This is a genomic window from Mesorhizobium sp. M4A.F.Ca.ET.020.02.1.1 (assembly GCF_004022645.1).
Classification (GTDB): Bacteria; Pseudomonadota; Alphaproteobacteria; order Rhizobiales; family Rhizobiaceae; genus Mesorhizobium.
The window spans coordinates 1-7,886 of sequence record NZ_RZOI01000232.1; the positions used below are offsets into that span (position 1 = coordinate 1).

Annotated in this window: 8 protein-coding genes and 1 tRNA gene; 5 read left to right on the top strand and 4 right to left on the bottom strand. The window is 62.1% G+C overall.

Features of this window, described 5'->3' with window-relative positions:
• Positions 1 to 530 (bottom strand): cell cycle two-component system response regulator CtrA (gene ctrA, locus EN742_RS16175; protein WP_148670122.1); only part of this gene is annotated, 530 nt, incomplete at its 3' end.
• A gap of 449 nt (positions 531 to 979) precedes the next feature.
• Here ctrA and EN742_RS16180 point away from each other — a divergent pair.
• Positions 980 to 1,357 (top strand): flagellar export protein FliJ, encoded by a 378-nt coding sequence (locus EN742_RS16180; protein ID WP_126058593.1) that lies wholly within the window; start codon positions 980 to 982, stop codon positions 1,355 to 1,357.
• A 67-nt stretch (positions 1,358 to 1,424) separates the two neighbouring features.
• Here the strand turns inward: EN742_RS16180 and EN742_RS16185 are convergent, their stop codons facing one another.
• Entirely contained in the window at positions 1,425 to 1,754 is a 330-nt protein-coding gene (locus EN742_RS16185) for a helix-turn-helix domain-containing protein (protein WP_245455409.1), read from the bottom strand.
• A 164-nt stretch (positions 1,755 to 1,918) separates the two neighbouring features.
• Here EN742_RS16185 and EN742_RS16190 point away from each other — a divergent pair, with 164 nt between their 5' ends.
• On the top strand, positions 1,919 to 2,845 hold the full coding sequence (locus EN742_RS16190; protein WP_126058591.1) for an NADP-dependent oxidoreductase: 927 nt from the start codon (positions 1,919 to 1,921) through the stop codon (positions 2,843 to 2,845).
• Between the two features lie 68 nt (positions 2,846 to 2,913).
• On the opposite strand, the gene EN742_RS16195 is transcribed toward EN742_RS16190, so the two are convergent.
• Positions 2,914 to 3,189: a DUF1153 domain-containing protein gene (locus tag EN742_RS16195; RefSeq protein ID WP_006203587.1), complete on the bottom strand. Its 276-nt coding sequence runs from the start codon at positions 3,187 to 3,189 to the stop codon at positions 2,914 to 2,916.
• Positions 3,190 to 3,450: 261 nt separating this feature from the next.
• Here EN742_RS16195 and mnmA point away from each other — a divergent pair, with 261 nt between their 5' ends.
• Positions 3,451 to 4,641, top strand: coding sequence for a tRNA 2-thiouridine(34) synthase MnmA (mnmA, locus tag EN742_RS16200; RefSeq protein ID WP_126058590.1), 1,191 nt, complete (start codon positions 3,451 to 3,453; stop codon positions 4,639 to 4,641).
• 42 nt (positions 4,642 to 4,683) lie between these two features.
• Here the strand turns inward: mnmA and EN742_RS16205 are convergent, their stop codons facing one another.
• Positions 4,684 to 5,649: a Gfo/Idh/MocA family oxidoreductase gene (locus tag EN742_RS16205; RefSeq protein ID WP_126058589.1), complete on the bottom strand. Its 966-nt coding sequence runs from the start codon at positions 5,647 to 5,649 to the stop codon at positions 4,684 to 4,686.
• Positions 5,650 to 5,889: 240 nt separating this feature from the next.
• On the opposite strand from EN742_RS16205, the gene EN742_RS16210 reads away from it, so the two are divergent.
• Together EN742_RS16210 and EN742_RS16215 are read left to right on the top strand one after the other, a co-directional pair.
• A tRNA-Met gene (locus EN742_RS16210) sits at positions 5,890 to 5,966 on the top strand.
• Between the two features lie 309 nt (positions 5,967 to 6,275).
• Positions 6,276 to 7,886 (top strand): patatin-like phospholipase family protein (locus EN742_RS16215; RefSeq protein WP_189375367.1); only part of this gene is annotated, 1,611 nt, incomplete at its 3' end.

The following is a 7,886-nucleotide window of genomic DNA, read 5'->3' on the forward strand; positions in this document are numbered from 1 at the left end:
TGGTTGAGGAACATTTCCTTGGTCAGCGTGGTGCCCTTGCGCAGCGAGAGCAGCTCCAGCATCTGGTATTCCTTGCCGGTCAGGTGGACGCGCTGGCCGCCGACTTCGACGGTCTTGGCGTCGAGGTTGACCACCAGGTCGCCGGTGGTGATAACCGACTGGGCATGGCCCTTGGAACGCCGCACGATGGCGTGAATGCGCGCCACCAACTCGTCCTTGTGGAATGGCTTGGTCATGTAGTCGTCGGCGCCGAAGCCGAGGCCGCGCACCTTGTCCTCGATGCCGGCCATGCCGGACAGGATCAATATAGGCGTCTTCACCTTGGACAGGCGAAGCGTTCTCAAGACTTCATAGCCCGACATGTCCGGCAGATTGAGGTCGAGAAGGATGATGTCGTAGTCGTAGAGCTTTCCGAGATCGACACCCTCTTCGCCGAGATCGGTCGTATAGACATTGAAGCTTTCCGATTTCAGCATCAATTCGATGCTTTGTGCGGTTGCACTGTCATCTTCTATCAGCAGAACACGCATTTCATTCCCCTTTTCTGCTGCCGGACCATGTCACGACCCGTCCGGGACCGGAGCAGTGATTGCCTGAACAGAAGGTGCCATCGAATGGTTAACAAAACCTAATTTCGTGCCGAGGACGATACCAGATTTTTTAACCCCTTTCTACACCCTCTTGAATCTAATAACGAATCACAGACCAAAACCGCTAATGCACCACATTAATAAGCCAGCCTAAGTGACTCCAGGGACTCGCTGGTCGGCTTCCCGTCGAAAGCCGGAATTTTTACCCGGCCTTAAGTCCTCGCCCGTATGATTAACAATGCCCGTAAACGAATGGTTACCAACGGCAAAAAACTTTAGGAGTTTGTTTCCCATAGTGGGGGGAAAGCCAGGGGATACGGGCAGCGCTTGGGCCTTTCCGAGCGGATTGGACGATATGTGCGGGTGTGCGTTTCCGGGAGTACCGAATCATGAAGTCACGTGAAAACCTCGTTCGGCTGAAACAGTTTCAGGTGAATGAGAAGCGGCGGCAGCTGCTGCAGCTCGACATGATGATCGCCGAGTTCGAACGCATGGCCGTCGAACTGGAGGTGCAGATCGCCGCCGAGGAGAAGAAGGCCGGCATCACCGACATCAATCATTTTGCCTATCCGACCTTCGCCAAGGCGGCGCGCCTGCGCCGCGACAACCTGAGAAATTCGCAAAGCGACCTCGCCCAGCAGCGAAGCACTGCCGAATCATTACTCGGCGAAGCTGAAGCGGAGCTTTCCAAGGCAGAGATGCTGGAATCACGCGACACCAAGATTCGCGACGCCGAACTCGGCGGCCGCAGCGCAATGATCGGGTAAAGCCGCCGACGAGCGCTATCCGCGCGACGCAAGCCGGCGAACCGCCGGCCAGGAGCCTGGCGGCCGCTCAGTCCAGCGTCGCAAGATCCGCTTGACGGTCCATCGATGCCCGGGTGCGGGCCGCCTTGATGTCGGGCGCGTGCTCTTCCGACCAGGACTGTATCTGATTGAGCAGTCCCGCCAGGTTCCGGCCGAGATCGGTCAGCTCATATTCGACCCTTGGCGGGATCACCGGAAAGATCTCCCGCCGCACCAGCCCGTCGCGCTCGAGCACACGCAGCGTCTGAGTCAGCATTTTCGGCGTGATGCCTTCGAGCTTGCGGGCCAGCTCGCCATTGCGCATCCGCCCGCGGCGCAGCGCGCAGACGGTCAGGTAGACCCATTTGCTGGCCAGCATTTCGAGCACGGTGTGCGAAGGGCACGTCCGCCGGAATGCATCATAGCCGAAGGGGGCGCCGCAATCACTATCCATGAGCTGCCTATATATAGATAAGGTACATACTAGACAAGAGAATATTACTATCCAAATGATAGCGGCACACCAACATCGAGGAGCCTCTCATGCGTGCCGTTACCCAGAATACCGTCGGCGGTCCCGACGTCCTTGTCATCGCCGACCGGCCGGACCCGGCGCCGAAGGCCGGCGAAGTGCTGGTCCGCGTCAGCGCCGCCGGCATCAACCCTGTCGACGGCGCGGTGCGCGGCGGCAACTATCCGCTGCTCGGCGAGCCGCCCTTCATCCTCGGCTGGGACATTTCCGGAACCATCGAGGCGCTTGGCCCCGATGTTACCGGCCTCAAGGTTGGCGATCAGGTGTTCGGCATGCCGCACTTTCCGAAGCAGGCGGCGGCCTACGCCGAACTGGCCGTGGCCCCCGCCGATGAGATTGCGCCAAAGCCCGAAAGCATCGATCACATCCACGCCGCGGCGCTGCCCCTGGCCGGCCTGACAGCCTGGCAAGGCCTCGTCCGCCACGGCGGCCTGAGAAAGGGTCAGCGCGTGCTGGTGCACGCGGCGGCCGGCGGCGTCGGCCATTTGGCGGTGCAGATCGCCAAGGCGCACGGCGCCCATGTCATAGCGACCGCCAGTCCGGACAAGCTCGACTTCGTGCGCTCGATCGGCGCCGACGAGGTCGTCGACTACACCGCAGGTGATTTCACCGAAAAGGTCGGCGATGTCGATCTGGTGCTGGACGCAATCGGCGGCGATCATGCCGACCAGTCGCTGAAAGTCGTGCGTGACGGCGGCATGCTGGTGTCGCTGCTTAACGTTCACGACGCCACCAGGGCAACGGCCGGCGCCCGCGGCATCCGCGTCGAGCGCATGTCGGTGGTGCCGGATCGCGACGGTCTCATTGAACTCGGGAAATTGGTCGATGCGAGAAAGCTTGCCGTGCATGTGGCGGAAAGCTTTCCGCTGGCGCGGGCCGGCGACGCCCATGCCTTCCTCGCCGCCAGGCCGATCGGCAAGGTGGTGCTGGCAGTCTGAGCGCGGGACGATCCGACAAAAAACGAAGGGCGCGGTTTACCGCGCCCTTCGTTTAGCCTGAACAGGCCTCAATGCCGGTATTGTTGGATGCGCGTCGTGCGCAGCCCGGCAAGGCCGTATTCGTCGATCGACGCTTGCCAGGACAGGAATTCCTCGGTGGTGAGCTTGTAGCGCTGGCAAGCCTCTTCGAGGCTGAGCAGGCCGCCACGCACCGCGGCCACCACTTCCGCCTTGCGCCGGATAACCCAGCGCCGTGTATTGGTCGGCGGCAGATCGGCAATCGTAAGAGGGCTGCCGTCAGGCCCGATAACATACTTGACTCGCGGTCTAACCAGATCGGTCATCGTACTCTCTACAAAAAACTCAAAGACCCAATCCCCGCCACAGTACCGCCACAGCTTTAAAAATTGCCTAAGCGAACCCTAATGACTAGGTAAGGATCGTGAACGTCGCGTTAGCGTTTTCCTCGGCATTTGAGAGATGCGCCGCCGGGCATTGATTTTGCAGGCAAAAAATCGACCCGTCCGGGAGACGCTGGCGCCACGCGGGTGCTTGACCTATATTCCGGCCATTGGCATTCAGACGCCACGCAGAACGAAAGTACAATGAACAGCCTCGACCTTCCCGGACGCCCCGAAAACACCCGCGTCGTCGTCGCCATGTCGGGCGGCGTCGATTCCTCTGTCGTCGCCGGCATCCTGAAGCGCGAAGGCTATGACGTCGTCGGCGTCACGCTGCAGCTCTATGACCATGGCGCGGCGACACATCGCGCCGGCTCGTGCTGCGCCGGCCAGGACATCGACGATGCCCGCCGTGTCTCCGAGACACTCGGCATCCCGCATTACGTGCTCGACTACGAGGAGCGCTTCCGCAAGGCGGTCATCGATCCCTTCGCCGATTCCTATGTCGCCGGAGAAACGCCGATACCCTGTGTTTCGTGCAACCAGACGGTGAAGTTTGCCGACCTCCTGGCAACCGCGCAGGACCTTGGAGCCGATGCTTTGGCCACCGGCCACTACATCCGCTCCGGCGCCAACGGCGCCCATCGCGCGCTCTACCGCCCGGTCGATGCCGACCGCGACCAGAGCTATTTCCTGTTCGCCACCACGCAGGCGCAGATCGACTATCTGCGCTTTCCGCTGGGTGGCCTGTCGAAGCCGCAGGTTCGCGCCATCGCCGAGGAGATGGGGCTAACGGTCGCCACCAAGCAGGACAGCCAGGACATCTGCTTCGTGCCGCAGGGCAAATATTCCGACATCATCGCCAAGCTGAAGCCGGCCGCCGCCAATCCCGGTGACATCGTCCACATCGACGGCCGCGTGCTCGGCCGCCATGAAGGCATCCTGCGCTATACGATCGGCCAGCGCCGCGGCATCGGCATCGCCTCCGGCGAGCCGCTCTATGTCGTCCATCTGGACGCCGACCGCGCCCGCGTCATCGTCGGCCCGCGCGAGGCGCTGGAGACGCACAAGATCTATCTGCGCAACATGAACTGGCTGGGCGACGGGCCGCTCGCCGACGTGCCGGCCGGCGGGCTGGAGCTGTTCGCCAAGGTCCGCTCGACGCGCCCGCCGCGTCCGGCGGTGCTGCATCACCGCGATGGCGTCACCTCGGTGGAACTGGTCGACGGCGAGTCGGGCATCGCGCCCGGCCAGGCCTGCGTGCTCTATTCCGACGACGGCAACGAGGCGCGCGTGTTCGGCGGCGGCTTCATCGAACGCTCGGAGCGCGGCGCCGAGGCCGAGGCCATGCTGACGCGGCTTGCCGCCCGCCCGGCGCAGATCCCCGCCGAATAGCGCGGCACATCGCCACGATCCTCTGGACGGTTTAGGCCAGGCTCAGGATGAAGATCCGGTGTGGGTGACTGTACCCGCCGTCAGGATGCGCAGCACCCTGATCGCTTCCTCGCCGCTGGTGCGGGGTTCGGCCCGGGTTTCGATGCATTGCATGAAATGCGCGAGTTCGCGCGTCAGCGGCATGCCTTCACCGACCGCCACATAGGACGGCTCGTTGGTAGTGAAGGCCCACTGGCCGCTGTCCTGCCAGACCGCATGGCGATAGACGGCAAGCTTGCGCTCCCAAGGTTCGACATCGTCGAACACCGCCATAGCCTTGGTGCCGACAACCGTCAGCCGCCGCTCGCGATAGGGATTGAGCCGCGATGCGAACAGATGGCTGCGCAGGCCGTTGGGAAAGCGCATGTGCAGATGCGCGAAGTCGCTGAGATTGTCGAGCAGCGCCGCGCCCTCGCCCCTGACCTCGATCGGTTCCGTGCCGGTGATCGCCAGGATCATCGACAGATCGTGCGGCGCGAGGTCCCACAGCGCGTCGTTCTCGGTATGGAACTTGCCGAGGCCGAGGCGATGCGAATGGATGTAGCGCACCTCGCCGAGCTCGCCATTGTCGATCAGACCCTTGAGCGTCTCGAAGGCGGGGTGGAAGCGCAGGACATGGCCGACCATGAAGACGCGGCCATTATCCTTGGCCGCCTTGACCGAGCGCTCGGCGTCGGCCACCGTCAGCGCGATCGGCTTCTCCACCAGCACGTCCTTGCCACCCTCGACGGCGCGCACCGCCATGTCGGCATGGAACTGCGGCGGCAGCGCCATGATGATGGCGTCGACGTCGTCGCGGGTGAACAATTGCTCCGGTTCGATCGCCAGGCAGTCCTGCTCGCTGGCAAAGCCTTCCGCGCGGGCGCGATTGAGATCCGAAACCGCGTGCAAGGCGCCGAGCGCCTTGAGGGTGCGGATATGGTTGCTGCCCCAGTATCCGCAACCGAGGACTGCAATGCGCGGCTTCATTCGTTCAAACTCTAGAATTTCGTGGCCGAGACATAGCGACGTGCCCGGTCGAACTCAACCCCGGTAGCCCAGATCAGATGCCTGTCCGGCAAAGCTTTTGGGGTTGCGCGAATATGCCGGGCGACTGATCGTATCGAAGCTTGACAGGCTTGCCCTGCCAACCTTATATCCGCGCCGACCTTGGTGAACGCCCCGACATGCCTTGCGGTTTGAGGCAGATTTCGGGCCTTTCACCGCCCTGGCGGGGTAGCTCAGTTGGTTAGAGCACGGGAATCATAATCCTGGGGTCGGGGGTTCAAGTCCCTCTCCCGCTACCATCGCTCCCACCGACAGATGGGCCGGTGCCGATTGTTGAAAGCGGAGAGAACGGTCCTCCGCTACCCCGTTAACAACACCTAGGCTTCCGAAGCCTCTCGCTGCTACCCACCAGTTGCCACGGATCGAGCGCCTCGCAGACGCCACAGGGAACCAATGCTTGGCATAAGGTCGGCACATCAGAATTTTGATCCATAGACGGGCTCCAGCCGCCAACGTTGCGGTTCGGCTCGGATCGCGCCTTGCGACGCTGCAAACACGAGCGGTAGGGGATACAATCACCGGAGCGAATGCGTCCCGGGATGGCTCAAATGTCCTCCGTCGATTCTCTCGCCGCGAGACTATTGTCGGCGACATTGATGTTCGATCGTGCGTCGTTGCTGGCGCTCGAGGCTTTGGCTGCCGAATCCGACCGTCGGGTCCTAAGGCGCGGTGAGGTCCTGGTTCGCGAAGGCGATCCATCGGACAGGTTCTTCGTCGTGCTGTCCGGTCGCTTTACGGTACACAAAGGAGATGGGATTGGCTCGGTCGCCGAGATCGCTCAGGGCGAACTCGTCGGCGAAATTGGTTTCTTTGCAGGGCTGCCCCGTACGGCCACTGTCCTTGCAGCGCGCGATTCGATCGTCCTTGAAATCAGTCGCAATCATTTCGAGAAGGCGGCCGAGGCTCTGCCGAACCTGAGAGAGGCGGTCACAACATCTCTGGCGCGCCGGTTCGCCACCCAATCTCCTATTTTGTCACGTCAGAAACCTGCCAAGATCCGAACGCTTGCCATCATCGCAGCCGGCGGAAGTCGCATCTCACCGGTTTTCATCGGGCACCTACAGCAAGAGCTCGGTGCGCTCACGCGCGCTCAGTTCGTTTCCCGGCATGACGTCCACGCGAAATTCGCGGGTCGTCCGATCGACGACCAGCCGGTCCTTAACTGGTTGAACGAACTGGAGGCGCAAGCTGAATTCGTTGTCTACGTCGCCGATGAAGAACCTAATGAATGGACACGAGTCTGCATTCGCCAGGCCGATACCGTCCTGCTTGTAGCGAACGCGTCCTCCTCGCCTCGCTTGAACACGTCCGAGGAATTGGCGCTATCGGTCCATCCACCATCGACCGGTCGGCTTGTCCTAATTCACGACAATCGCTCGGCTGCGGTCTCCGGCACCTCTGCGTGGCTCGATGAGCGTCCCCATGTCGGCCAGCATCATCATGTTGCGCTGGAGGACGCGTCTGATATCCAGCGCCTGGTCCGATTTATTTCCTGCAAGGCACGCGGCTTCGTGGCGGCGGGGGGTGGGTCCCTGGGCAGCGCCCATCTGGGCGTCTACAAGGCCTTCGTCGAGGCGGGCGCGCGCTTCGACTATCTCGGCGGGACGAGTTCCGGAGCCGCGATGATGGCCGGCTTCGCAAGAGGGTTGGACGCGGAGCAGATCGACCGCGGCACGCACAACGTATTTGTCAAGAGCAGGGCGTTTCGGCGCCCCACCTTGCCGCGTTTCGCGCTTCTGGATCACAAAGCCTTCGATCGAGCCCTTCGGGAGGAATACGGCGACGTTCTGATCGAAGATCTTTGGCTTCCGTTCTTTGCGCTTTCGACCAATCTGAGCAGCCGTCAGCCCCACGTCCACCTTCGTGGGAAACTCTGGCAAGCCGTTCGGGCATCCGGCTCGCTCCCGGGTGTCCTGCCGCCGTTCTTTACGGCTGACGGCGATATGCTGGTGGACGGCGCCATCATGAACAATTTGCCGCTGGAACAGATGAGGGAACTCAAGACCGGCCCCAATGTCATCGTGAGCTTTGGGTCCAGTGGGCCGCAAAAATACCACGTCGATTACGACCGCATCCCCGGAAGATCGGAACTGGCGGTCGCCCTGCTGAACCCTTTCGGCCGTGCCCGCCTGCCGCAGGTTCCGAGCATGCTTCAGGTT